The organism is Pseudoalteromonas xiamenensis (assembly GCF_030994125.1).
Classification (GTDB): Bacteria; Pseudomonadota; Gammaproteobacteria; order Enterobacterales; family Alteromonadaceae; genus Pseudoalteromonas; species Pseudoalteromonas xiamenensis_B.
On sequence record NZ_CP099917.1, the window covers coordinates 939,959 to 962,879 of the forward strand.

Consider the following 22,921-nt stretch of genomic DNA (forward strand, 5'->3'; position numbering starts at 1 on the left):
CTCTGTAACCTGTTTCCTTAAACGTGACAACTTTAACAAACAACTCGAGGCTAATATGAATAACAAAAAATGGCTCCTACTGTCCGTTTCACTGGCACTAAGCGCTTGTGGTGATAATGATAAACCGGTCACTGTCGTTGAGGTCGTGACACCCAACCCAGATCCCGTAGTCACAACACCAGAACCCAGCTTTCCATTTGTGGACGACCCTATACTAACGCTCGATAGCGTAAAAACAGGCATAGAAACGATTAGCCCAATTGGCTACTATTTAGATTTAGACACTACGGCACCTGCTCTCATTATTAGCTTAGGTAGCGGAACACAAGGACTTCCATTAGGCGATCCGGACGTATACGTTAAGTTTGAAGGTTTACCTGAAGCGGGTGATAACCCTGTTTTTGATTGTGTGTCATTTAATGGGTCGGACAATAACGAAACCTGTATTATCGATAACCCAAAACCGGGTCGTTATACCATCTTGATTGACGCTTATGAAGGTGGGAAAGTGAGTGATGCAACGTTATTTGCCACCACGTCACTATTCAAAAGCAGTGAGCTTTGCAACGACATGGTGCGAGTGCGGATCCAAGAAGCACTTGATGAGAATACTCGCGAACAAATTTGCCAAACATTAATAGAAACGAAGTCTCGTTTTGAAGCAGTGCTTAATGCAGATCGCTCAGCGGATGTTGGTGTACCCGTTCCAAACGACTTAAATGACATCACCAACATTAATATTTTTGCAAGCCTATCAAATCACATGTCATGGGTAGAGCATCTCTGGGATTCAAATAATCGCAGTGGGATCTATTTTGAAACCGCACCGGATAAGTGGTATCACGATTCCACTATTTTAACCTTCAACGCGGTGGAATGGAGCGAGGGTCGCCCAGTAATGCGCTCTCTCGCCCATGAATACGTACATGCTTTAGATGGCCGCTTTAACAAAGAAGGCGGTTATCATGGTCAAATTGGATGGTGGTCTGAAGGGCTTGCCGAATATATTGGTACCTACTATGAGCGTCCTTATCAAATGTTGTTCGACGCATCACAACCAACCAAACATACGCTCAGTGAAATCACCACACCAACGATAGACAGTAGTTCATTTTACGATTGGGGAACATTGGCTGTCGCCTATTTGATTGAATCTCACCCGGATAAGGTCAAGTCGCTCATCACCAACATGCGGGCTGGTAATTGGGAAACGGTTGCAAGTGATTTAGAGACATTTTCGAGCGCGTATCAAGCTGACTTTGAAACCTGGCAATCAACTCAGTTAGTCAATGCCTTTAATGCCAGTGCAGAACCTTTGCCGTTGAATGTGGCTAAACAAGTCAATGGTCGCGGTGGTTGGCTATTCAAAGTCACCGTGCCAAGTCAGACGCCTTCTTTGACCATTGAGACCTCTGGCGGTTCTAAAAATGTTGACTTGTGGGTGAACCAAGGCACTCCAGCACACCCTTCATTGACCAACGACATGACCTGCCACTCTGTAACAGAAAAATCAAACGAAGAGAAATGCGTTATTTTAAATCCAATCATAGGTGACTATTACGTTACCGTCGGTTCTGACTTTGCAGGTGCCGACATTATGGATTTATACATCACCGCGTGCGTTGGTGATAACTGCTCGGTGAGTAAACCAGAACCGATTGTCACCGTTACGCCAACTGAACCGTATTTACCGCATTGGCCAGAAAAAGGGCAACTGGGCACTTGCAGTTTGTTAGAAAGCTATGGTCGCAGTACCGCTAAAGTTGAAGGGTTTACACTACAGAATACATCCGATAAAGCGCTCAACTTGTATTGGATTGACTATCGAAATGGCACTAAGCCCACTGCTGCATTTCAAACCTTGCCTGCAGGCGAAACGTTCAGCTCTGATGCATGGCGGATTGGTGATCGAATGATGATTGGTGATTTAGCAAATAACTGTTTAGGCGTGGCAATTGTCAATGATACCCAAAATCACTTTATTGCTGATTCAGAATTTGCCGCCAACGCGGTCGATGAAGCGCCAATCCCTGTTGCCACTGCAGAAATCGGGCGTTGTGATTTACTAACGAGTTATAGCCGTGAAAGCGGGAATGCTCCGGAGTTTGTAATCCATAACCAAAGCGATACGCCAGTGACTCTAGCGTGGATAAATAACAATGATGGCAGCCTCTATTACGGTACGTACGGCACGCTTAACCTAGGTGACCATTATGCGAATACCAACTGGCGAGTTGGGGACCGTATGGCGCTGATGAGCAATGATGGACAATGCTACGGTGTTGTGGACTTAAACGCACAAAGCAATATTTACGTCATCGATTCAAGTTTGTTTAACTAGCGGAATACCCCTTGTCTCCCTGGAATGAAGCTCTGTCTTAATTTGGAGCTTCACTCTTTCCAGTTTCAGCGTCGTTGTGTTCTTAGATGCCAAGGAAGGTGTCATTTTTTGCTATCGGTCTCATTCAGTTGAAAAGCATAACGACACTGACTACCCTCTGTGTATCTACAGAGTGTCATGAACACCAAGTACGTAATTCCGAGAATAGACATTAGCGAGGGTCAACGGTGCATCTTTCTCGCCTATCCTTCTAGGTTATAATTCGGTTCAATCCACGCGAAAGGTATCGTCGCTTACACATGGAAAAGCTACAAAAACTTAGCCAACTATCAGCCCAAATGGCGGTGAGTTCGTCCCTTGAATGTATGCTCGTTCAAGCGTCTGATTTACTGCGTGTCCACTATAACGTTGATGGAATTTCACTTTGGGATTTTAAGTCGCTGGAACGTCATTTTCTCTGCACATTTTACACAGGCTCTCAGCCTTCAAATTTAGGTAAATCCATTCCTGAATCCAAAATTCCAGCCTCGTTACTTGACCCAGGACGATTCGCGCTGTTTACAACAAAACACCACATGAATGCGGAAGAAACCGCTTTTTTAGAGCAGTATCGCCGACATGAAGGGACTGTTGCTGATTATTTACTTACTCCGATTGCCCCCGGAGAAGCCATCGAAGGCTTTTTGTCTATTCGAACCACCTGTCTGATCCGTGATTGGAACGAAGATGATTTAGATACCTTGCTGGTGGTCATTTCACAAATTAAAGAACGCTTTCTGAGAGATAAATACGACCGATTGCTCAAAGATTTGCAAAGAGAAAAGTCACTGCTGGACGAAATTCAAGATATTGCCAAAGTCGGCGGTTGGGAGTACGACCTTACAACACAAAATATGTATTGGTCGAAAGAAACATACCGAATATATGGCTATCCTATCGGCGAGAAAATCGATGCACAAGTCGGTATACAACATTACGAAGGGGAAGATAAAGCACAGATCATCTATGATTTTGAACAACTTTTGCAGTCACAAACCCCCTATGAACGCGAGTTACGATTTAAAGACGTAGAAGGCAAATTAAAATGGGTCCGAACAACTGGACGCGTACGCTTTAAACATGGCAAACCGACGCACGCCTACGGTGCGTTTGAAGACATCACTCATGAGAAAATGCTCATTAATAAAGAGCATGACGCACACGAATATCTCGCGACGATTATCAACAACCTAAACGATGTCATCGTGACTGTATCCGAAAAAGGCATCATTTTAACGGTAAACGCTCGAGTAGAAGAAGTCTTTGGCTATACATCTGCCGAATTGATCGGTCAAAATATATCGTGTTTAATGCCAAGCCCTTATGGCGATGTACATCATCAATATATTGAAAACTATCTCAAAACAGGTAACGCAAAAATATTGGGTGTGGGTCGAGAATTACCAGCAATGAAAAAGAGTCAGGCGATATTCCCAATTGAATTGTCGTTGACGGAAGTACTTCAGGATAATGAACGTCTTTTTATTGGAATTATCAAAGACATTACAGAACGTAAAAATGCAGAAGACAAGATCTACAAATTGGCCTATTTCAATCCGCTGACCAATTTACCGAACGCGTTCTCATTTGAAGATCATGTCACACGTCATATTGAAAAAGTTCGCTTAGTGAACGGAAAACTATTGCTGGTTAAACTCGATATCGATAATTTTGGCAAAATAAATCTATCACATGGTCGAAAAGCAGGCGATTATGCCATTTCAATGTTAGCAGACCGTATTCGTACCACGGCCGATGCCAATTTCGAATTGTTCCATTACCGAGGCGACATATTCTATTTCTTAAGTCGCCATTCTCATGTCCAAAAAGAACAAGAGCTCATTCAAAATTGTGAGCAACTCGCGTTGAAATTATTTGAGTTGCTGGAAGATGAAATTATCATCGAGGGAATAAAATACAAGCTTAATGCAAGCATTGTTAGTTCAATTATCGATGGTACACACGCGTCACTCGAAGTCTTATATGAACTGTTGAATATGGCCGTCAGGCAGGTCAAAAACGAGGGTGGCAATCGTCATGTTATTTTAGATAATCGCGCTCATCACTACCTTGAACGCCGTTCAAGAATTAAAGCCCGTTTACCTCATGCCATTTCCAACGATGAATTGTATTTGGTCCTACAACCTCAACTAGACGTCAATAAACGCTATTGTTCTTGCGAAGCCCTCATCCGTTGGCAATCAAAAGAACTTGATTTTATTCCCCCCAATGAATTCATTGAAATCGCAGAGGAAACCGGGGATATTTTTGAAATTGGGCAATGGATCTTACAACACGTTGCGAAACTAATCGCATTCCATAAACCCAAAGGCAAAGTAGCCATTAACATAAGCGCAAAACAACTCGCTCGTGCAGATTTTGAGCATCAAGTTCTCAGTGCATTTCGAGACCAAAACGCCCCTCTTGATAAAGTCGTACTTGAAGTAACGGAGTCTACATTAGTCCAAGATTTAGACATAATTAGAGCAAAACTCGAGCGCCTAACTGCACTGGGGATTGAATTTTCGATTGATGATTTTGGTACCGGCTATTCAAGCCTAAGCTATCTTCAGAACTTGGCTATCCACGAAATTAAAATTGATAAATCGTTCGTCGATGAAATTCATGATACGCACAATAATGTGCCGATTGTGGATTCCATCATTCAGTTGGCTGCAGGTCTAGGTTCAAGAGTGGTTGCGGAAGGTGTCGAGAATATCAATCAGTTTCAATATCTTGCAGATAGACACTGCGAACTAATTCAAGGTTATCTGTTTTCGAAACCATTGAGTATCGAGGAATGGCTGAGCTTTATGAGGCGTCATCAATAGGTTTTACAAGTTTAAATGAACTGTAGAATGATACTCACCCTGCCAACTTGGTGTAGTCTTGCACCCATTTCAAGACATCATGACTTGGCATTGGATGTGCGATAACAAAGCCTTGCCCACACGTTCCCCCCATATCAGTATACATACTTACATGATCTGCGGTTTCAATACCTTCAGCAATCAACTCATAACCAAAAGCCTTACTTAGCGCAATGATACTCTCAACGATTACTTGGTTTCCTGCGTCATCAAGCATATTGATAATAAAGCTTTTATCAATTTTCAACGTGTCAAGCGGCAGCTTTTTCAAGTAACTTAATGACGCGTATCCCGTACCAAAATCATCTAGCGCTATCTTTACGCCAATAGCACGGCAAGTTTGCAGAATACCAATGACTGTGTCCATATTTTTGATGGACGATGATTCGAGTATTTCTATCTCAATTTGGTTCGCTTGCACATCGGGGGTCTCTTTAATGCATGCTTCGAGTTGCTCGACAAACCCTTCATCTTGCAAATGCACCACTGAAATATTAATACTGACAGTGATATTCAATCCGCGCTTATTCCATTGACTCAACTGTTCAATGACCGTTTTTAATACCCATTCACCAATACTAATCCCGAGTGTCGCGTGTTCAAGCGCTTCGACAAAATACGATGGCGCCTTAAGCCCTTGTTCTGGGTGTCGCCAACGGATTAACGCCTCAAGACCTATCAATTTGTTTTCCAACAAATTTACTTTTGGTTGGTAGTACAATTCGAACTCATTGTTTTCAAGGCCTTGTTCAACGCGTTCCAGTAATCGTCTGCGTTCTTGGAATTTACTCTCTTCGTCTGGGTCGAAAAATATCACCCTGTTTTTGCCGGATTTTTTCGCAAGATACATACTTTGGTCAGCACGTCGAAGCATGGTATCTGCGTTTAGCTCACAATGCTTTATTAACGCAACCCCAATACTCGCTGACACTCGAGTAAAATTAGCACGATCGATGGCAATAGGAGCATTAACCACGATACGGATACGCTCTAGCAACAGTTCACACTCACTCAGATTTTCTAGCCCAGTCAATAGAATAACAAATTCATCCCCACCAATTCGTGAAACCGTATCGTATTGTCTAAGCCCTGCTTTTAATCGATTGGCGATTTCAACCAAGACGGCATCCCCAGCTTGATGGCCAAATTTGTCATTTACAGGTTTAAAGTTGTCTAAATCAATAAACGCGAGAGCAGACAGCGTATCAGCACGAGTGGATAGAGATATAGCTTGGTCAATGCGGTCGATTAGCAAAGGTCGATTTACGAGTCCCGTAAGTGCATCATAATGCGCCAACGCATGCAGTTGCTTTTTAAGGTCTGCTTTGTGCACGGCCCCTAAAATCGCCCCCAACAATTGAGGCGTTTTTAGCTCATTCTTAACTAAATAGTCACTGGCACCGAGACGCATGGCTTCTGCAGCAACTTGTTCATCACCAAGGCCTGTTACCATAATGACCGCACATTGCTTGGCTAAGGTCGTTCGAATGCTGTTAAGTAGACTCAGCCCATCGGTTTCGCCCAAGCGATAGTCAACGATAATGCAGTCATACTCACAATCATTAAGAATAGAAATTGACTCTTTAGCATCTATCGCTTCTTCAATTTCCACGTCAACATTTGCCGCATTCAACATTCGCCGAATACGTTCTCTATCAACGTCGTCATCATCGACTACAAGTAGCTTGAGCTTAGATTCCTGCATGTGCATTCCCTTAAACTAGGCATCTATCGGCAGTTTAAATCTATTGCGTCCTTGTAAGCTTCGAGAAGCGTACTCAGTCTCGCAAACTGCGGACCTACCGATGACTTAACCATGTAACCCGCGACATTTTGATGATACGCCTTCGACTTATCTCTATCGTCATCCGACGTCGTTAAAATAAACACCACAATGTCTTTCAATTTAGGATCTGTTCGCACCGCATCTAAAAATTCAAAACCATTCATTACAGGCATATTTAGGTCTAGTAAAACTAAAAAAGGGTGTTCCAAAAAGAGAGTTGGGTGGGTGTTGTTTAAAATGTCCAAGGCAATTTTACCGTTGTCCGCAACGGTAATACAGAGATCAACGTCGACCTTTCGTAGACTTCGAATTACCGCTTCTGCGGATACATCGTCATCTTCGACTAATAAAACATTAAGCTTTGAGATCATGCGTGTCTTTCCTTACAAAACGTGGCCAGCGCAGTTCAAACGTCACCCCTTCATCTGGTTGGTTAGAGGTGACGGAAAGGTTTGCGCCATGAACTTCGGCTAAACGCCGACTAACCGACAGACCTATCCCTGTGCCACCTCTTTCTGACGCTGTTGCAGTTTGAAATAAATTAAAAATACGTTTCATTGCAGACGCGGGAATACCAGGTCCGTCATCTTTGACTTTGAAAATACAGAAGTTGCCTTCTAATTCACAACTAACTTGGATGCGACCACTCTCTTTGTCGTGGTGTTTTATAGCGTTACTTAATAGATTACGAAGGATAGTTTCTAGTGGTGTTAAAATTAGACTTAACGTCACGGATTCTGCGATACATTCAATGTCAAAGGACGTTGGCACATCAATGAAATCGATTACTTCTTCAATCAGATGGCGTATATTAACCTCTTCCAACGTGGTCGATGCGCGTCCCGCCCTCGCATACGTAAGCAAATTCGCAATCAGCTGTTCCATTTTGTCGATGCGAATAGCAATTCGATTCAGGTTTTTTGCGACTTCTGGGTTCGCATCCAGATCGATGTCTTCTTGGATCCAAGTCAGCAAATCGCTAATGCCGCGCAGCGGTGAACGTAAATCATGCGAGGCCACATAGGTAAACTCTTCTAGATTTTTATTGGTTTCTTTAAGTGCCATTTCTAATCGAGTGCGCTTTGTGATGTCCGTTAAAGAAACCAAAATAATACGGTCCTCAGGCCCTACATCTATAGGACTTAAGCCTATTTCTACAGGGAACTCTCGGCCATCTTTGTGCAGTGCGGTAAGGTCTCGACCTTCACCCATCGTGCGCATAATGGGCGTTTGCGAATAGGAAGCTCGAAGGCTTTTATGATGCGGCCTATATCGTTCGGGCAGCAGAGATTCGACAGACATCCCTATCAGCTCCGATTCTATATAACCAAAGCTTTTACATAGGGCTTCATTAACATGCAGGATATTACCATTTTGACCTATCAGCAAAACACCGTAGGGCGCAAGTGCCACTGAATTGATAAGAATACGGGTTGCTTCTTGACGAACAGACAAGTCGACTAAGCTGACGATAACACTATCATTACCTTCCAAATCAAAAGGGTTTAACCCTATCTCGACAGGAATTTCCTTGCCATCTTTGCGTGTAGCATACAGGGTCTGCCCGAACCCCATTTTACGTTTGGCTGGCGTGTCAAAATAAGAACTCACATAGTGACGGTGTTTCGTGAGGAAACGTTCAGGAATGACCGTTTCTATTGAATTATCAATAAGCGTTTTTGGCTCATAACCTAATAAGCTCTCAGCTTCAGAATTTGCAAAGCGAATTTCTCCATTGCGATTGACCAGCAACGTAGCAACCGGTATCGACTCTAAAAGCTGCAAAAACGACGCGGATGAAATTGTTCCTTTTTCAAAATGCATAGCTTAAACCACTGTTCGCCTATAACTAGTCCTTAATGCTTAAACAGTAGTTGAAAGGTAGTCTTTTTACAAAGTCGCTTAGTAAAATTTCCGGCTAAGCGCCCCGTATCACTGGACGCCATCATTTTAGGTTCTTTACTTTAAACTAATCCTTCAAAAGTGTTTGGCCACTCGACAAGTCGATTGTAGGTGTTTCAAATAGATGTTTTAAATTGGTAGGTCGATAGCTTGGTAGTGCGGCCATTCGCTCAAAAACACTTGGATGGATAGATTCATTGCTTTGTTTCGCTGCTGCGATATCTCTCATAGCGGTCGAAGCTCGCATATACCAGCGCATGGGATCTCGATACTCTCCCAAACTACATGGTTTATAGAAGCTTAAAAATTCATCATCGAACGCAAGCCCCAAATTAGCCGCATTGTCTTTTAACCAATGCAATGAAATATTCGCCAATCCGTCCTTCTCGTAACCGCCACCGACATTACTGTGACTGCCCGCAAACCACTGTTGATCGAGCTTTTGCGAAGAACCTAGTGGTAATCGCCATATCGCAGGTTTAAATAACCCGCGTCTCTCATCGATAGCCAGTGCCTGATAAGCATGCTCGATGTTTGGTGTGAGACTCACATTGTGAAATTGATAGCGACGATTCAACGCGTTTATTTTAACTGGAATGCCAAGTGCACCAACGGTGTCCCACACCCCGACAAATCGAATGGGAACCGATCGCGTCTGATGCTTCTCTCGAAAAGCTTGAATCTCAGAAAATGGTGCTCGTTCTCGATACAAATCATAAGCTTCTGGCAGATAAAACGCGTGGCTTTTTGGTAGGAGGCCTATCTGATAAATAAGGCCGACAACACTTCTTACAGTATAAGCACCGCGACTGAATCCAAAACAATAGATTTCGTCACCAGGTTGATAGTTATGAACCAAAAATCGATACGCACGGCGTACGTTCGTGGATAAACCAATACCTAAAACGCCACCGAGTACTTTATCTAATCCCCAACGTGTACCAACGCCCTCACTGTAAAACACAACCTGATGCACCCCCTCTTCTGAGCATGGCAAAATGCCTCTGGCCATTTTAACCACATTGGATGGTTTACGTTTTCCTCGGTCGTACTGGGCGGGTTTGTTCCAAGTACCATCCATGCAGAGAATGAGTCGTTTCATTTTTTTCGTCAATTTCGAACACTTACAGAAGCGAGGCAAGGTACAAATACACGATTAAAATGTCAATCGATTGTTAAAGTTGATTTTTCCTCTTTTTACACGCTTTTTTAAGGCATAATAGCACCACCTTGTTGCGGTCAATTCGTCACTCATTATGTTGCAAGCCTATCAACAGTTAATTCAACACGAGAAACTCTCTATCGACCCTGCACAACAACACGCCGTCGACGCACTTCAAGCTTTGAGCGAAGATTATGGTGAGACGAATTGCAAGGGGCTCTACTTATACGGCCCCGTGGGTCGAGGTAAAACGATGTTAATGGATCTCTTTTTCGAACACCTAAAGGAGCCCAAGAAACAACGCATACACTTTCATCATTTTATGGCGGATGTTCACCGAGCGCTGAATCAAGTTCAAGGCGTAACGGATCCCTTGACCGCCATAGCACGAACTTGGTCAGAAAAAGCAAAGGTTCTTTGTTTCGATGAGTTTTTTGTCAGCGACATTGGCGACGCAATGCTGATGGCAAACCTGTTTAAAGGCTTATTCGCAGAAGGTGTGGTGTTGGTAGCGACCTCAAACCAACATCCGTCGCAACTCTATTCAGGTGGATTACAGCGCGATAGATTTTTACCAACGATAGAACTCCTGCTCGCTCATTGCAACGTCATTAACGTAGCAGGCGACTTGGACCATCGCTTTGCGCATGGTGTACACTTTGAATATTATTTTGTCCAAAATAACGACGCGTTTGATGCTGTGTTTAGCGCGCTTGGTGGTCGTTATGAATGCCGTACTCTTTCTATTTTGAATCGTTCCGTTGAGCAATTAGGTTCCGGTGAAAACGCCCTATGTTTTGACTTCCTGGCGCTGTGTTCTTCTCCTCGCGCGACAGCAGATTACATTGAACTTGCAACTCGCCTCGATGTGCTTTTTATCAAAAATACACCGCAAATGGGCATAAGTGATGACGTTACTTATACAGCTCAAGGTACTGAAGAAGGTTATATTCGCCCCACGGAACACATTCGAAGTGCAAAACTTGATGATGAAGCGAGACGATTTATCGCGCTTGTCGATGAATTTTATGAACAGAAAAAACGGCTTGTCATTAGTGCAGACGTTGACCTGCAAAATCTGTACGTTGGTGAACGCTTGGCATTTGCTTTCGAACGCACCAAAAGTCGACTAGTAGAAATGCAAAATTGGTCACTCGCTTGACCGCAGTACACTAAGCTGGCACTGGTTGTTTAGCCATTGCGACGCCATTTCGTCCAGCGGCCTTTACACCGTACATCGCATGATCTGCGAGCACGATGAGTTGATCTACTGAAACATTTTCGGCTATCGTTGCACAGCCAAAGCTCGCCGTTATTTCAAGTGCATGTGTGTCCGGATGCAACTTTTCACTCGGTAACGCAGCTCGCAATTGATTCGCAACATCAACACACGCCTGAGCATCATAGTTGGGGAGTAGCACCAAAAATTCTTCACCACCATATCGACTCACCATTGCATCCAGTGGCACATTTTTGCGTAACAGTGACGCCACAAACACCAGCGCATCATCTCCGACATGGTGACCGAAGTTGTCGTTTATCGACTTAAAGCGGTCGATATCAAATAAAATTAAACTATAAACTTTTCGCTCTTGCGACCATTGCTCATGGCACGCGTCTAATTTGTGACGAATCGCTCTTCGGTTATATAAATCTGTAAGTTGGTCACGTTCGCTCATTCGTCTAATTTTGCTGATTAGGCGTGCCAATGCGCATGAAAACATCGTGATATTTAAAAGTAAGTTAAGGACAGTATGCGCCCAAAGAATCGGGACTGCTTCAGCCGTATTGAGCGTATAAAACGCCGTGGTTTGTTCTGGAACAACGGCAAGAAGGAGGATACGTGTGACAAATACCAGCAAAATACACGTTGATGGTATGGACATACCAACAGCCGCTAGTCGGCTAAACGATTTGTTCATGCCCTGATAAATGGCTTGAGTGAGTAAGAACACGTTAATGGCCGCAGATAAAGAAAATAGCACTTCTTGAACCACTAAACTGCTTGATGACGGGTCTTGTGTTAACATCAGTAACGCAAAGGAAAACCACGCATATAAGCCAAAACGTGAGTTGTTTTTAAGTTTAAATAACCGCGTCATCCCTTGGTGCATAAACACGAAACCCAGTAATACACACTGGTCCGCTAAAAACCAATGTAAATAACTCGGTGAATGTGAGCGCCCTAAGTTAAGCAGCAACCCAAAGAGTATTAAATAATTTGCACTCGCGAAAAATAAGCTGGCTTTTGGTGCTATTTTTAGTGGATAAGCCATGATACTCCAGCCAATCGCACTCACACCGGCAATTAAGGTAATAAACGTCAACAGCGTTTGTGCAACTGGGTGAAATTCCATAGACACGCAACATAGACAACTGATTTTTTCAGTATAATCCATGTCACTCTGAATGCGAGGAATCAACAAACGGTGTGACGTGGTAATCACTAAATGTGTTTTTCTTGTGGAGATTCATCCTCTGGATTGTCGGAACGAACATGCTTCTCTAAGATAACACGTATTGTCCGCTATTCTCTGGTTTGCCGTTGAAACTTCGTTTGCTACACAAAGTGCTGTTTGCGCAATTAAGTGTCATCTTGCTTCTTCTTGCTGCACTTGTTTCGATAAACTACATTCAATTGAGTTCAATTTCTTCTGTATTAGAACAACAGGTAAAAGCGTTGGAACTATCACGAACTCGAGAACTCTCAAACGCATTACAGCTGCATTTTAAAAAACATGGCAATTGGGTCTATTTCCAACAGTCGCAGGATAATTGGGTGCATTTTGTCGAAGTCGCACTGCAAAAAGAATTGGATGATTTTGAATTAAACCGCCTACTTGGCCCTTTTCCCCATACGAAGGATGAAGGAAATTCACCACCGCCACCGCCCCATCGAAATCCAGTCAAGCCATGGATAGACAGGCTAACACTGATTACCCCTGACGAGGCGCTCATCGTCAAAGCCAAATACACCAACGATATCTGGTTTGTGACCCCCATTGTTGTCGATGGTGTAACTGTCGCGGTGCTTCAAAATGGCAAATTAGATCGCAATGAACGTCATCACCCCCTTTTTTCGCGGGTCAGCAATTTGAAACCATGCTCTGGTTTGCCGGACTTGCGATGGTCATCGCAAGCCTTGCTAGTTATTTTTTTACACGTTTTCTCACGAAACCAGTAAAACAACTGACGGAGCGAGCTGAACAATTGGCAAACCGAGATTTTGAAACCAAACTGCCTGTTAACTCGAATGATGAACTGGGTGAACTTAGCCATAGTCTTAACCGAGTGTCCGACAAACTTGCGCGTTATGAAATGCAGCAAAAACAATGGTTACAAGACATAGCACATGAGCTCAGAACCCCTCTAACCATTATTCGAGGGGAAATGGAAGCGCTTGTTGATGGTGTGATCCCAGCAAACCGTGAAAATTTGACGCTCCTGCAGTTAGAAATCCTGAGACTCAATAGACTGATTGACGACTTACATGAACTGGCGATCACTGATAATTTAGAGCTCTCGATGCAAACTCAACCGATACAGTTAGATTCACTCATAGCAACGTTGTGCAAACGATGTGAAGGATTACTGCAAAAGCGTGGACTAACACTCAGCATGAGGCTTGACTCAGGGTGTGTTTGGGGTGACGAAGCGCGTTTATCTCAAGTGTTTACCAATTTACTTAAAAATTGCGCTCACTATACTGAACTGGAGGGCAACATCTGGCTTGAGTTACGCCGAAAAGGTAACAACGTACAGCTTCTCATCGAAGATTCAGGTCCTGGTGTCAGTGACGAACAACTCGACAAGCTGTTTCAACGTCTTTATCGCACAGATCAATCGCGCAATAGTCAAACCGGTGGCGCTGGTTTAGGTCTCGCCATCTGCGAGAATATTATCGCAGCTCACCACGGCCACATCCAAGCTATGCATGGGGCTAAAGGCGGTTTGATCATTCTGGTTACTTTGCCGCTTTATTCGATGGAACAAACAACATGACGTTTCACATTTTAGTCGTTGAAGACGAGCCTCGCATCGCACAATTGGTGTGTAAATACCTCGAATTAGAATCTTATACCCATACATGGGTAAACAACGGCGAAGATGCAGTCAACTACGCAAAAGCGAAACGGCCCGACTTATGCTTACTCGATATCATGTTACCCGATCTGGATGGCATCGAAGTATGTAAACAACTTCGAGAATTTAGCCTTCTGCCCATCATTATGATGACCGCAAAAGTCGAAGAAATTGACCGCCTGTTGGGGTTTAAAGTCGGTGCAGACGATTATGTCTGCAAACCCTTTAGTCCTAAAGAATTAATGGCACGAGTAAATGCGTTATTGGTCCGAACTTATCAAACTAAGGTCATGACTAAAAAGTTAGTTTTTCAAGATCTTGTCATGGATGTCGAACGCTTTTCTGTTCATTTACGCCAACAAGAAATCAAGCTAACCGTGAACGAATTCACGATATTAAAGGCCATGTTGGAGCAGCCTTCTAAAGTATTTTCCAGAAAAGAGTTACTTTACGCAGTGAAACAAAAGGAACTTGATATGTATGAGCGTACCATTGATACCCATATAAAAAATCTGCGTAAGAAACTCTCGGCTGAAGAGCAAGAGCGTGATGTCATCCATTCGGTTTATGGTATTGGGTACACACTCAAACCTGCAACTTAATTCACTCTCTTGCAAAGAGGCCCGCAAACCAATGTGGCTGCGGGAATTTCAGCGGGGAAAGTGTCATTCAACCTAAATGACTCCGCGACCATAATAATGATTCGACACGATACCTAAACCTTTTCACTCACGTTCAAAGAGGACATAAGCGCTTGAATCAGTTCATCATTGTCGCCAGCCATATTACTAACCTGTTGATATAATTCAGAGCCTTGACCTTGAGGCGGTGGGGGTGGCATACCTTGTTCGCCCATTTTGTCTTTACGCTCGCTAAAGTGCTCATGTTTTTCTTGAAAATAGCTCTCTAAATCGATGTCATTCTCCTTGGCATACGCCTTTAATGACTCAGGTGCTGATTCTGCCAGTGCCGCCGCATCAAATTCACCCGACATTTCCATCTCCATGGCACTTTTCATAAAATCTCGAATTTCTTCATCACCTTGTACTGATTGGAAAAAACTACTTAATTCATCGTCTTTTGGGGGCGGTGGCATAGGACGTGAGTCAACATGTTGCGATTGTACACTCGATGTCATGCTCACATTGGTATATTGGCTTGAAATGTTCATCGTTGTTACTCCTAATTTACCCAATGTTTGTTTTACGTTTCACTCTAGAAAAAGCACGACCCCATCCATCGCGCTTGCGGCTCATTTGACTCAGAACGGTGCTTTGCCAAACTCACTTTTATTATGGTGAACAGGTAAAAAGAAGCTGTGTGAAAAACATGTGCTTTGCGTAAAGATTGTGAAGAAAGCCACACAATTACCCTTAATTTTCAGACATTTTAAAGACTCGGATTTTGTCTAATTCTGTGAATGAAAATTACAATAGGAATCTAGACATGAGTAACACCCCCGATCGCCGCACTTTTTTGAAACAAGCACTTATTGCAAGTGCGGCCTTTCCCGTTATTACGCTGTTTGGTTGCGGCCAAGACAGCGGCGCACTCCCTACAACAGCACCAAACACCTCTGGTGATAGCGATGACTCAACAACAGTAAACACCACTGAGTGGGCATCGGGTGGTACGCAAAATTTAACGGTCAATTTTCCAACAACAGACTTATTTAATCGTGCTTCGGTGTGTTCGGTGGTGTTAACCAAGTCGTTGACGGAAGGTCCTTGCTATTTTATGGCGGATGTCCTTGATGATATTTCAGAAGGTCAAACAGGTTTACCCAGCCAACTCTGTTTGCAAGTGACTGACTCTAACTGTCAACCTCAAGCCAACTTAGAAGTAGAAGTGTGGCACTGTGATGTGAACGGATTGTATTCGGGAAATACCGAACAAAGTGCTGATGCGGGTCGCTTCGCTGGCGGCTTTTGTACTGGCAATGATAGTCAGGCCGTTCAAGCAAAATGGTTTAGAGGAACTGCGATAACTGATAGTGACGGACGAGTCAACTTCAAAACCTGTTTTCCTGGCTGGTATTCTTCACGCACTATCCACATTCACTTTCGGGTAAAAAATAACAATCGCGATCAGGTCGTTTCACAATTTTGCTTTAACGACGCGCTGACCAACGCGATTTGTACCTCACACCCAGACTACGCTCATCGAGGGGAACAAGACACCCCATTAAGCGGTGGTCGAGATACCGTATTTGGCGGTAACGCGGACGAATTCATGATGGATATCAAAAACAACGAAGATGGGTCGTTGCTACTCTACAAACGCATAATAATTAACACTTAAGCAGATTATCAATGTGCATCTCCCACTGTGATTTGCACGTTTTTGTTGAAGTCGCTTATCTACAGCACCACCTTAAAATTAAAAATATATTCAATTCATTTGGTTAGAATAATTTTTACGCTTACGGTTGCAACCGTAATTTTGTTAGCGTTAAAATAAATTAAGGTTAATTTATTGTAAATCACATTTTATCCACATTTGTGATTTACCGTTGAATCCCGAGCAACGCGACGTGATCTGTATCTCACATAGATAGAGGTCTCTTCGCGTAATGATAACCCAAAACTTTCAGGCTATCAGGCGGCTACTCTCTTTAGTCAATTCGTTGAAAACCTGGTCCACAAAGGAGCTGATTAGCGTGGACCTTTTATTAAAAGGTGGAGAAATGGATTTAAATTTTAGTAACGAAATGGTGTATACCCTGCCATTTTATCTCGGGCCAATTTTGGTCCTTTCAATTCTTAACTATGTACGACGTCAAAAGCACTATCGCTTTAATGATACGCTCACTAATGCGTCTATTGCCGTTGGAAACTTAGGGTTCTCGTTGATACTCTTGCTGGGTGTCGTGGCAATTTACTCACACGTTTTTGAACAATATCGCTTCATTGAACTCGACCAAACTAACCCCCTCATCTATGTATTTGCATTTATCGCCTACGACTTTTGCTACTACTGGAATCATCGTTTCCATCACATGATAGGTTTACTTTGGGCTGATCACATCGTGCACCATACGGGCGAGCAATTTAATCTAGGTGTGTCCGTTCGCATCAGTTATTTTACCGAACTGACCATGTGGATGACCTTTATTCCTATGGCACTTATGGGCATTTCTATTGAAGTGTTCTTAGTCGTCAGCTACATCGAAGCGGTCTGGGCTTACTGTATTCATACCGAGCATTTCAAGAAAACCCCAGTTGCCGACAAAGTCTTTAATACGCCTTCGCACCACCGTGTTCACCATGCACGTAATAGCCGTTACATCGATAAAAACTTTGGGGGCGTACTCATTATTTGGGATAAGCTGTTTGGCACATTCCAAGCTGAGCTAGACAAAGATCCCGTTGTATTTGGCGTAAGAGAATCGTATCCAAGCTTTAGTCCACTTGTGATCAACTCTTATTATTTGAAAAACATTTGGAAGAAAATGCAGCTTTCAAGTACGCCGTGGGAAGTCGTCTGTTCTATTTTTGCCGCGCCAGGATGGTTACCCAAAAACGCCGATAGAAAAACGTTTTACAGCGCGACGACTCGTATCTCATGCAGAGACTTTAAACCATACGACCCACAAACGTCATTGACAACGAAATGGACAAGCTTTATTCGTTTTTGTGTAATGCTTGTGCTATTCACCTATTTAATGAGCAACTTTGGTACTATTGGTGCCGTTCCTGCGACGATTTTATCATTGCTCTTTTTCTGGCTGAGCCACTACAACGGTATTGTTCTAGATGGCAAAAAAATCGGAGCCTACCCTGAAATAATTGTACAATTACTCGCCGCAAGTTTCGTATATTGGGTTGCACAAAACACCCAAGACGTCATCGTGGCGTCTTGTTCGATAGGTTTAATGGTTATCTCGGCGGTGAATTATATCGTTTATCGTCAAGCGCCGATGACCCAACAATCCTTTCCAGTTGATGCATCGCAACAAAGTGATGCACTTTAATTTTTCGTCACCATACTTTAAGGAATAACGATGGAAAACGTAAAACAGAATACAGGCGGCGTGAATCGCGAATACGGTAAAGCAACCGCTCAGCGATTTATGTTCGTTGGTTTGCATTTAACTCTGGTACTTTTTTGTGCTTGGCTTGTCTTCGCGGGTGGATTTACTTACCTAGGTTCACTCTTTGGTGAACAGTGGCAATTTGCCGATATGACGCGTGCAGAAATATTGTTTGGCTGCGCTGCGCTATACTGGTTACGCCATGCCATTACCGTACTGTACTTATTACAGCGCGCAATCGACTGGAGTGAAGTCTTCGGCTTATTGTGCTTTATGGCCTTTTTCGAAATCGGTCTTTTAGTACTTGGTGGTGGCGCGTTTAGAGACAGTGTGATTCCACTTGGCGGTTTAGACGTCGTTGCTGTCGTTCTGCTTGTTGTAGGATCTTTTTTCAACACGTTCTCAGAACTACAGCGCAAATGGTGGAAAAAAGACGCAAGCCACAAAGGCAAATGCTATACCGAAGGCCTATTCAAATATTCAATGCACATCAATTATTTTGGTGACACCGTATTGTTTACTGGTTGGGCACTGTTCACCGTGAACTTCTGGACATTATTGCTGCCGTTATCAATGGCATACTCTTTTGTCGCCTTCCACATCCCAGCATTGGATAGTTACTTAGAAGACCGATATGGCGAACCCTTTAAGCAATATGCAGCTAAAACGAAGAAATTTATTCCATTTATCTACTAGTTTCACCTGAGGGGGGTTCGTCCTCCCCTTTTTCGCTCCACTCTTTCTCTTGTTAATTTTGTGTAATACAAAAACACAATCACTGACACAATTGCTCATTATGCTTTTACTGGACTAGACCAAGGAGAAAGTCATAATGAAAACAAACATTCACCAATTAAATAAACTACTCGCCGGAGCCATGCTCTGTGCATTGTCGAGTACAGCGCTCGCCTCAACTCACTCAATGATCATTGCTATAGATGGCTTACGAGGCGATGGTATAACCAATGCTGCTACACCTAATATCGATACATTGATCCAAGGGACATGGGCCCAAGGCTATCATGGCGCTTATGCGTTTTACGCTCAAACCATGACGGATGCCGCGCCAAATAGCGGACCAAATCATGTTGGTATCATGACAGGTGTTACCTCAAGTAAAAGTGGCGTAACTGGTAACTCAGACGTAGGTTCAGGGCGGTTTGCGCAATACCCACATTACCAATCGTTGCTTGAACGACAAAATTCGACCACCAACACCGTCTTTATGGCAACGTGGGCAACTGATTTTCAAATCACCAATGAAGCCGACTTAAAAATAAATACCAATGACCAAGCAAACGTCAACAATACGGTTGCTATTCTTAATGGCACATACAGTGACGCGAATTGGGCAAAAGGAACAACGCCTGATTCCCTGTTCTTATTTTTAGATGACGTGGATCACGCAGGACATAGCTGCTGCTTCACTGTCGATGACGAAGGGTATGTCAGTGAAATTCAAGACGTCGACCGTCAAATTGGTGACATTCTCACTGCCATTAAAACTCGCCCTACATTTGCCTCAGAAGATTGGCAAATTGTGATTACCTCTGATCACGGCGGTAGAGGTTCATCACATGGCATTCACGCTGCGGATAACTACACGATCCCCTTTCTTGTAGCATCCAAACACGTGGCACAAGGTTACCTTGCAGGTACACCACACAATTATGACGCCGCGCCTACAGTGCTTGCCCATCATGGCATAACCCCGCCCGCTCACATGGACGGCGCAGTACAAGGCAAAAATGTCATTGCGGAAAAACCGCAAAATATATTGGAAGACTTAACCACTTACCTATCATTTGAAGGGAATTATCAAGACAGCTCTGGTAACGCCCTACACGCGCAAGTTGGTGGTGGTAGCCCAGAAATTCAATACGGTGGTAAATTCGGCCGTTACGTTGCTATCAATGGTCAGAAGGAATTCCTGACATTTGGCAACCCAACTAGCCTCGATTTCAATACGTCTTCTGATTTTACGTTAATGACGTGGTATCGCGTATCAGGAGACCAAACTGGCGATCCGGTTATTCTAGGTAACAAAAATTGGCAAAGTGGTGGTAATCAAGGCGTGCTATTACTGGCGAATGAAGGCAATGGAGACGACTTTGGGATCAACATTGCATCTGATCATAGTGACCGTAAAGACATCGACCCAATTGACTACACGTTTAATGGATGGTGGTTGTTAGTAGCGACATTTGATCGCGATGGCGCAGCGACCCTGTATGCAGGAAGCCCGAATGGCAAACTGTTTGTCGTGTCAGAGGGGATCCAAAACGTTGGCGACATTACGTCTTCACTGAACTGGAACATTGGTCAAGACGGCACGGGTAGCTATTCGTATAACCTTAAGGCTGACCTTGATGATCTTGCAATTTGGCGCCGAGCATTAACACTGGATGAAGTTCGCCAGATTTACAATCAAGGGGCTGGGGTTGAATTAAATACCCTACTTGGAAATACACCCACAAACCATTTGTCGAGCGCGTCTGACTTCGTTGTTGGCAGTCGAATGCCCGTTCAGATAACAGCTGTAGTAAAAGGCGATACGTGTGGACTCGAATGGGACGCAACGCTCACGGGCAGTGAACGTAACGCAAAATTTGATTGTGAAGGCCGAGCCGATCCGATGGAACTGGTGGTTGATAAAGTGACTGTGAATGGCTCTGAAAAATTGGTGTCAGGCTATCTTGTCGCTACTGGCGGTAAAGGTGCATTAGAGTGGGATGCTAACAAACTATCGAATGAACGCAACGCCAAATTTGACCAAAATACGCAAGGGGATTACCTGACCGTACGCTTCGTCGCAGATGCAAATGCAACGACAATTTCAACAAAAGCTTACGGCCAAGAGTGTGGTTTTGAATGGGACAATACGTTGCTTGGCCACGAACGCAACGCTAAATGGGATTGCAATCCAAATCGCGACACATTCCGTTTCACATTATTAGATAAATAATTAAATACAGTGCTTACATAGGTTGAACACCCGGCCCGTTAAATTCGGAGTGTTCAACCTATTTTATTTTAGCTTGTGCTGTTCGAACACGGTAATACTCAACGCACAATCATCAGGGCTATTCTTTCCACGCCAACTCGAGTGTCACAATGTCTCTATCAGAATGAAAATCTGAAAACAGCAATTGTTGATCGTTAAAATCGGATATATCTCCCTTTGGCGTTTGGAACCTATCAAGTAGTTGGAACTGGCGCTTAGCATTAACATGCCAATGTTCAGACTGCTGTGAGCTCCTGTCACTCACAATAAACCACAGCTCTCTACCCTTAGTTCGGTGCGCAACAATACTGGCTGTTTGAGCAGCCTTAAACAAAACATCTCCCTCAAGAGTCTGAACTTGATTTGGTAGAATCAGCCAATGCCTCCCGTCAACACCTGTGAGTTCTCCCTTTCCCTCATACAAAACTTGTTCTGTGTGGTTAGAAACCGACCACTCAAACCACTGTTGGCCTTGTACACCTTTTCGGCTAAACACCAACGTGTTGTCTTCGCTCGACCAATAACGTGGAACACCAACGACGTCATCGAAATATTGTATAGCTGGCGTGTCACTTTGCCATCGAACCATCACCAATCGTTCATTGCGCGCAAACGCCAACATACTGCCATCCTCATTCCACACGGGTTGCGAGAGCGCTAATTGCTGGGTTGGATTGGCGTAAATAAGTCTCTCTGCACCGCTTTCAATCTCCTTTACAAACACTTGAGAGAAACCATTTCGATTGGAATTGAACGCCACATGACGGCCTGATGGGGAAAAACTAGCCAGCCAACTATGACGATTAGACTGAGTTAACGGCCTTGCATGCGCCTCATCGAATCGCCTCACAAACACATTGCCGTTTATTTTCTTTAACGTAAAACTCAGGTGTTGACCATTTGTCGACATGGTTGGGAAATGCAAAAACTCGTAGTTCTCAAAGTCGATATCAGAGAGCTCATTGTGGTTATCCAAGTAGCGTAATCGCTTACCGTCACTCAGCAAATAGCCCTTTGTCGCCTCAGAATAGGTAACAAAATACCAATTTTCATCCAATGTGGCGATTGTAGTTACCTGCTTGCTTTGCACATCTAACAACCAGATCTGTGACCGATGTTGTTCATCAAACCCCACCATAGCCACGGTTGATGATCCCTCGGCATTAGCGACGCGGTAAGGGAGAAAGACATTCGTCGGCTCATAGATTTTATCGACGAACCCCGTGCGTAAGTTACCACGATAAAGCGCTGATACGCCGGTCTCTTTCGATAAAAAGACCACTGAATCATTAATAACCACAACATTGCCAATGCCCAATGTTCCGTCGAATGTGAAATGACGTTGCACAGCGTGCTTTTGATAGTGACTATCCATCAGTAGGCTTTCAAACACCAGTTCATTGCCCTGCTGTGACACAAACAACAGTTGATGTTTGTACCCCGAAAGCGAAGGACGAACCCAAGCTGCATAGCGAATGTGCTCGTCACTCTGCCAAATCAATTTTGAGATTGTTCTATCAAGCGAGGATAGCCAAACTTGTGTTCCAAGCTTGTCGTTCTCCGGTTCCCTCAGATAAATTATCGCGTTACTGTCTGGTGTAAATAAGCTGAATGATTCATCTTCTAGCGTCGCTGAAATAGGTCGAAGGTTGCTGACATGTGGCATTTTAGGCGAGGATGACGTCGTCGCCATAAAAAGTA

17 protein-coding genes are annotated in these 22,921 nt (G+C 43.7%); 10 read left to right on the forward strand and 7 right to left on the reverse strand.

Translation table 11 applies throughout. The annotated features are described in order from the left end of the window. Positions 1 to 55: 55 nt before the first annotated feature. The gene (locus NI389_RS04330) at positions 56 to 2,341 is read left to right on the forward strand and encodes a collagenase (protein ID WP_308361768.1); all 2,286 of its coding nucleotides are present in this window, start codon (positions 56 to 58) and stop codon (positions 2,339 to 2,341) included. Between the two features lie 299 nt (positions 2,342 to 2,640). Next, positions 2,641 to 5,211 (forward strand): sensor domain-containing protein, encoded by a 2,571-nt coding sequence (locus tag NI389_RS04335; RefSeq protein WP_308361769.1) that lies wholly within the window; start codon positions 2,641 to 2,643, stop codon positions 5,209 to 5,211. 34 nt (positions 5,212 to 5,245) lie between these two features. On the opposite strand, the gene NI389_RS04340 is transcribed toward NI389_RS04335, so the two are convergent. The 4 genes from NI389_RS04340 to NI389_RS04355 all read right to left on the reverse strand — a co-directional run bounded on the left by NI389_RS04340 (position 5,246) and on the right by NI389_RS04355 (position 10,040). Next, positions 5,246 to 6,955 (reverse strand): two-component system response regulator, encoded by a 1,710-nt coding sequence (locus NI389_RS04340; RefSeq protein ID WP_308361771.1) that lies wholly within the window; start codon positions 6,953 to 6,955, stop codon positions 5,246 to 5,248. A 23-nt stretch (positions 6,956 to 6,978) separates the two neighbouring features. Then, on the reverse strand, positions 6,979 to 7,407 hold the full coding sequence (locus tag NI389_RS04345) for a response regulator (RefSeq protein WP_308361773.1): 429 nt from the start codon (positions 7,405 to 7,407) through the stop codon (positions 6,979 to 6,981). Further along, positions 7,391 to 8,860, reverse strand: coding sequence for a sensor histidine kinase (locus NI389_RS04350; protein ID WP_308361774.1), 1,470 nt, complete (start codon positions 8,858 to 8,860; stop codon positions 7,391 to 7,393). Before NI389_RS04350 ends, NI389_RS04345 begins: the two co-directional genes overlap by 17 nt. A 145-nt stretch (positions 8,861 to 9,005) precedes the next feature. Next, on the reverse strand, positions 9,006 to 10,040 hold the full coding sequence (locus tag NI389_RS04355) for a DUF2235 domain-containing protein (protein WP_308361776.1): 1,035 nt from the start codon (positions 10,038 to 10,040) through the stop codon (positions 9,006 to 9,008). Between the two features lie 154 nt (positions 10,041 to 10,194). Between NI389_RS04355 and zapE the strand changes: the two genes are divergently transcribed. Then, positions 10,195 to 11,262, forward strand: coding sequence for a cell division protein ZapE (zapE, locus tag NI389_RS04360; RefSeq protein WP_308361778.1), 1,068 nt, complete (start codon positions 10,195 to 10,197; stop codon positions 11,260 to 11,262). A 10-nt stretch (positions 11,263 to 11,272) separates the two neighbouring features. Here the strand turns inward: zapE and NI389_RS04365 are convergent, their stop codons facing one another. Then, positions 11,273 to 12,457, reverse strand: a complete 1,185-nt coding sequence (locus NI389_RS04365) for a GGDEF domain-containing protein (RefSeq protein ID WP_308361780.1) — start codon at positions 12,455 to 12,457, stop codon at positions 11,273 to 11,275. Positions 12,458 to 12,645: 188 nt separating this feature from the next. On the opposite strand from NI389_RS04365, the gene NI389_RS04370 reads away from it, so the two are divergent. From NI389_RS04370 to NI389_RS04380, 3 genes are read left to right on the forward strand one after another with little or no spacing between them, the layout of a single operon-like run. Continuing rightward, complete coding sequence (locus NI389_RS04370) at positions 12,646 to 13,284, forward strand: hypothetical protein (RefSeq protein WP_308361782.1); 639 nt, start codon at positions 12,646 to 12,648, stop codon at positions 13,282 to 13,284. Then, on the forward strand, positions 13,203 to 14,102 hold the full coding sequence (locus NI389_RS04375; protein ID WP_308361783.1) for an ATP-binding protein: 900 nt from the start codon (positions 13,203 to 13,205) through the stop codon (positions 14,100 to 14,102). Before NI389_RS04370 ends, NI389_RS04375 begins: the two co-directional genes overlap by 82 nt. Continuing rightward, positions 14,099 to 14,785 (forward strand): response regulator, encoded by a 687-nt coding sequence (locus NI389_RS04380; protein WP_308361785.1) that lies wholly within the window; start codon positions 14,099 to 14,101, stop codon positions 14,783 to 14,785. Before NI389_RS04375 ends, NI389_RS04380 begins: the two co-directional genes overlap by 4 nt. A 113-nt stretch (positions 14,786 to 14,898) precedes the next feature. Here NI389_RS04380 and NI389_RS04385 read toward each other — a convergent pair whose 3' ends face one another. Continuing rightward, complete coding sequence (locus tag NI389_RS04385) at positions 14,899 to 15,354, reverse strand: hypothetical protein (RefSeq protein WP_308361786.1); 456 nt, start codon at positions 15,352 to 15,354, stop codon at positions 14,899 to 14,901. A 275-nt stretch (positions 15,355 to 15,629) separates the two neighbouring features. Between NI389_RS04385 and NI389_RS04390 the strand changes: the two genes are divergently transcribed. The 4 genes from NI389_RS04390 to NI389_RS04405 all read left to right on the forward strand — a co-directional run bounded on the left by NI389_RS04390 (position 15,630) and on the right by NI389_RS04405 (position 21,181). Beyond that, complete coding sequence (locus NI389_RS04390) at positions 15,630 to 16,484, forward strand: dioxygenase family protein (protein WP_308361787.1); 855 nt, start codon at positions 15,630 to 15,632, stop codon at positions 16,482 to 16,484. A 385-nt stretch (positions 16,485 to 16,869) separates the two neighbouring features. Beyond that, entirely contained in the window at positions 16,870 to 18,156 is a 1,287-nt protein-coding gene (locus NI389_RS04395; RefSeq protein WP_308361788.1) for a sterol desaturase family protein, read from the forward strand. 30 nt (positions 18,157 to 18,186) lie between these two features. Beyond that, positions 18,187 to 18,912, forward strand: coding sequence for a methyltransferase family protein (locus NI389_RS04400; protein WP_308361790.1), 726 nt, complete (start codon positions 18,187 to 18,189; stop codon positions 18,910 to 18,912). Positions 18,913 to 19,048: 136 nt separating this feature from the next. Next, complete coding sequence (locus NI389_RS04405) at positions 19,049 to 21,181, forward strand: alkaline phosphatase family protein (RefSeq protein ID WP_308361791.1); 2,133 nt, start codon at positions 19,049 to 19,051, stop codon at positions 21,179 to 21,181. A gap of 118 nt (positions 21,182 to 21,299) precedes the next feature. Here NI389_RS04405 and NI389_RS04410 read toward each other — a convergent pair whose 3' ends face one another. Further along, positions 21,300 to 22,913 carry a TolB family protein gene (locus tag NI389_RS04410; RefSeq protein ID WP_308361792.1) on the reverse strand — a complete coding sequence of 538 codons (1,614 nt, stop codon included), beginning with the start codon at positions 22,911 to 22,913 and terminating at the stop codon, positions 21,300 to 21,302. Positions 22,914 to 22,921 lie beyond the last annotated feature (8 nt).

Bases quoted from the DNA above. Each gene is read 5' to 3' on its own strand.
- NI389_RS04330 (WP_308361768.1), top strand. From the start codon at position 56: ATGAATAACAAAAAATGGCTCCTACTGTCCGTTTCACTGGCACTAAGC.
- NI389_RS04335 (WP_308361769.1), top strand. From the start codon at position 2,641: ATGGAAAAGCTACAAAAACTTAGCCAACTATCAGCCCAAATGGCGGTG.
- NI389_RS04340 (WP_308361771.1), bottom strand. From the start codon at position 6,955: ATGCAGGAATCTAAGCTCAAGCTACTTGTAGTCGATGATGACGACGTT.
- NI389_RS04345 (WP_308361773.1), bottom strand. From the start codon at position 7,407: ATGATCTCAAAGCTTAATGTTTTATTAGTCGAAGATGACGATGTATCC.
- NI389_RS04350 (WP_308361774.1), bottom strand. From the start codon at position 8,860: ATGCATTTTGAAAAAGGAACAATTTCATCCGCGTCGTTTTTGCAGCTT.
- NI389_RS04355 (WP_308361776.1), bottom strand. From the start codon at position 10,040: ATGAAACGACTCATTCTCTGCATGGATGGTACTTGGAACAAACCCGCC.
- zapE (WP_308361778.1), top strand. From the start codon at position 10,195: ATGTTGCAAGCCTATCAACAGTTAATTCAACACGAGAAACTCTCTATC.
- NI389_RS04365 (WP_308361780.1), bottom strand. From the start codon at position 12,457: ATGGAATTTCACCCAGTTGCACAAACGCTGTTGACGTTTATTACCTTA.
- NI389_RS04375 (WP_308361783.1), top strand. From the start codon at position 13,203: ATGCTCTGGTTTGCCGGACTTGCGATGGTCATCGCAAGCCTTGCTAGT.
- NI389_RS04380 (WP_308361785.1), top strand. From the start codon at position 14,099: ATGACGTTTCACATTTTAGTCGTTGAAGACGAGCCTCGCATCGCACAA.
- NI389_RS04385 (WP_308361786.1), bottom strand. From the start codon at position 15,354: ATGAACATTTCAAGCCAATATACCAATGTGAGCATGACATCGAGTGTA.
- NI389_RS04390 (WP_308361787.1), top strand. From the start codon at position 15,630: ATGAGTAACACCCCCGATCGCCGCACTTTTTTGAAACAAGCACTTATT.
- NI389_RS04395 (WP_308361788.1), top strand. From the start codon at position 16,870: ATGGATTTAAATTTTAGTAACGAAATGGTGTATACCCTGCCATTTTAT.
- NI389_RS04400 (WP_308361790.1), top strand. From the start codon at position 18,187: ATGGAAAACGTAAAACAGAATACAGGCGGCGTGAATCGCGAATACGGT.
- NI389_RS04405 (WP_308361791.1), top strand. From the start codon at position 19,049: ATGAAAACAAACATTCACCAATTAAATAAACTACTCGCCGGAGCCATG.
- NI389_RS04410 (WP_308361792.1), bottom strand. From the start codon at position 22,913: ATGGCGACGACGTCATCCTCGCCTAAAATGCCACATGTCAGCAACCTT.